The organism is Legionella drancourtii LLAP12, from assembly GCF_000162755.2.
Taxonomy (GTDB): domain Bacteria; phylum Pseudomonadota; class Gammaproteobacteria; order Legionellales; family Legionellaceae; genus Legionella; species Legionella drancourtii.
This window is the reverse complement of the sequence record NZ_JH413814.1, coordinates 5,827-9,032: the sequence shown is the minus strand read 5'-3', so window position 1 is coordinate 9,032 and position 3,206 is coordinate 5,827. Positions and strand designations below refer to the sequence as shown.

Below are 3,206 nucleotides of genomic sequence, written 5' to 3'. Positions count from 1 at the left end.
CATGAGATAATTTATCGCACTCATCACATTCATAAGCCTTAGTTGGGTGCTGTGGTAATGTGTATGCATGTGCTTGTGAAAAGCAAAATGCAGACAATAAAAAAAGTTGGGTTGTTTTCATTGTACAGCTCCTTTTGTATCCAAGGCACTAATAAGAATTTTGTCCATCCCGAAGCAGGAATGCCTGCTTTGGTTATGGCTCAAGGTCAGATTATTTTCTAATTTATCTTTGTCATAAAACCAAACTTCGCCTGCGGCATTTTGTGAACTGCAGTTTAAAAAGCCATCAGCACATTTATCAAGATATAAGTTCGAAATTTTTAATCCACTATTGAGTAGATAGCCATTGCAATAGCTGGCAGATGATAAAGGTGAGGCAATAACATCAGTACCAATGACAGCCTTGAATGGTACTGGTAAAACTGGGCGACCTTTAGTACCAAATAATAATTCTTCATTATAGATGCGCATGTCGCCAATGCGTTGTTGTTTAATGGCATCGCCCTGAAACCCTAAGAGCCACGATAAATTCGCGCCTAAAACATGGCCACTGAGCACCAAATCGGCGATTGGGGTACCGTTACTGGAGGGAGTTAAGGCGATCACCTGGCTTATTTTTTCTTTTAGACGCATGTAGCGAGTGCTGTAAGTTGGATTTGATAAAATCCAGCGCAGGACATTGCCGCCATTGGAGTGCGTGTATATGGTAAGCGAGCTAATGTTTTTATCCTTTATAAATTTTAATAATTGATCGGCCGTGCAATCACCGGCATCCTCATCCCACATGTATTTACTGTAATCACAATGGACTACATAGTAATTTTCAGGATTTGGTAAGCTTTGAGCTATGCTGTCGATAAAATCGACTTTCCAGTAAATTCCATAGGCATCATTGCGATGATCATTGGTTCCGTGCACAAAGGCAATGCCAGGGTTTTCGGCAGCTTGGATTAATGTTGACATCAAAAATAATATAAGCGCAGTTAAAACACGTTGAAAGTCCATTTTTATCATGCCTCATCTTAAGTCGACATGTATCTATAGCATAATTTTTAGTGATAAACTAATGTTTTAATGTGAGTTTGGGATAAGTGCTTGTTCCGATTTTTTATCTCGAACTTACGTTGTTCTCACATCGATTTCGATGGCCCGCGAACAGTATCTCCACTTGTGAGGAGATGGCGTAGAATCTTTTTTACGGATGGTTTTTAATGAGCATTGATGAAATTAAAGAACGGCTCAACGAGCTGAAAGATAAAATCAGACAATATGATTATCATTACTATGTGCTTGATGAGCCGCTTATTCCTGATGTGGAATACGATCGATGCTTTCGCGCATTGCACGAGTTAGAAACGCAACATCCGGAATTAATTACGGCAGATTCACCAACACAACGTGTTGGTGGTACACCTGCTGATGCGTTTATGCCCGTTGCTCATAAACAAGCAATGCTTTCTCTTTCAAACGTATTTACTGATGAAGAATTGCAGGGATTTATCAAGCGTGTAACGGAAAAATTGGATGAACCCAATCAAGAATTGGTTTTTACCTGTGAGCCTAAGTTGGATGGTTTAGCGGTTAATCTGACTTACGAAAATGGCGTATTAGTTTCTGCTGCCACACGTGGTGATGGGACTACTGGTGAAAACATTACTGCCAATATTAAAACCATTGCTTCTGTGCCTTTAACGCTAAGAACAGATAAGCCACCGCGGCTTATCGAGGTGCGTGGTGAAGTGTATATGCCCAAAGCCGGCTTTGAAGAATACAATAAAAATGCCCAGATATTGGGGGAGAAAACCTTTGCTAACCCGCGCAATGCAGCTGCTGGTAGTTTACGTCAATTAAATCCTGCAGTTACTGCGCACCGACCTCTAGCCATTTATTGTTATGGCATTGGTGCTTGCGAGGGTTATCATTTGCCCGACAGTCATTTAGCGCAATTGCAATTACTTCGGGAATTTGGCTTTCGTGTTTCTTCTGAAACGCAAAGAAAGGTAGGGATTGCTGGCTGTTTAGAGTACTACCATAATATCTTGGCCAGACGTACCGAACTGCCTTTTGAAATTGATGGGGTTGTTTACAAAATTGACAGCATACCCTTGCAACAACAACTGGGTTTTATTTCACGCGCTCCACGTTTTGCCTGTGCACATAAATTTCCTGCCTCAGAAGAAATGACCGTACTTTTAGCGGTTGATTTTCAAGTAGGGCGAACTGGCGCTTTAACGCCTGTAGCACGTTTGGAGCCTGTTAGTGTCGCAGGCGTTACTGTGAGTAATGCGACCTTACATAATATGGATGAAATTGCTCGTAAAGACATTCGTATTGGTGACACGGTGGTAATTCGTCGTGCTGGCGATGTGATTCCTGAGGTGGTGTCTGTCGTTTTAGAAAAACGCCCTGCAGATACGAAGACGATTCATCTGCCTCAATCGTGTCCGGTGTGTGGTTCTGATGTGGTGCGCGAGGAAGGTGAGGCGGTTGCTCGGTGCGTGGGCGGCTTATTTTGCAAGGCACAGTTAAAACGCATGATGTGGCATTTTGCTTCACGTAAAGCGATGCACATTGAAGGTCTTGGCTCGGTGTTAATTGAACAGTTGGTTGACGAGGGTATTATCCGTCATTTGCCTGATCTCTATGAACTTGATGTGGCAACTTTGGCAAATCTTCCCAGAATGGGGGAGAAGTCCGCGCACAATTTGCTGCATGCTTTAGAGCAAAGTAAAAAAACGACATTTCATCGTTTTCTGTATGCTTTGGGAATTAGAGAAATTGGTGAAGCAAGTGCTCGCGTTTTAGCGGAGCATTTTGGTGATATCCCCTCTATTTTAACTGCAACTGAAGAAGAATTAATGAGCCTGAATGACATTGGGCCAGTGGGAGCCTCTTATGTAGTGCATTTCTTTGCTCAAGAACATAATTTACAGGTTATTGAGCGTTTGTTAGCCCTAGGCATTCACTGGCCAAAGCTTGAGAAGAAACAAATTAATCAGGAACATCCTTTTTTTGGTAAAACAGTGGTATTAACCGGCACGTTAACGAGCATGGGACGTGAAGAGGCAAAGGCAAAATTGTTTGCCTTAGGCGCCAAGGTTAGTGGTAGTGTGTCTGCTAAGACTCATTATGTGATTGCTGGAAGTGAGGCTGGTTCTAAATTAGATAAGGCACATGATTTAGGCATTGCTGTTTTAGATGAAGAA

2 protein-coding genes are annotated in these 3,206 nt (G+C 42.2%); one reads left to right on the top strand and one right to left on the bottom strand.

What is annotated here, in order from left to right; genetic code table 11:
- Positions 1-117: 117 nt before the first annotated feature.
- Complete coding sequence (locus tag LDG_RS06500) at positions 118-1,005, bottom strand: hypothetical protein (RefSeq protein ID WP_006870420.1); 888 nt, start codon at positions 1,003-1,005, stop codon at positions 118-120.
- Between the two features lie 206 nt (positions 1,006-1,211).
- On the opposite strand from LDG_RS06500, the gene ligA reads away from it, so the two are divergent.
- A partial coding sequence (gene ligA / locus LDG_RS06495) for an NAD-dependent DNA ligase LigA (RefSeq protein ID WP_040534746.1) occupies positions 1,212-3,206 on the top strand: 1,995 nt, incomplete at its 3' end.

Excerpts from the sequence above, each read along its gene's own strand:
- LDG_RS06500 (WP_006870420.1), bottom strand. The coding sequence starts at position 1,005 with ATGGACTTTCAACGTGTTTTAACTGCGCTTATATTATTTTTGATGTCA.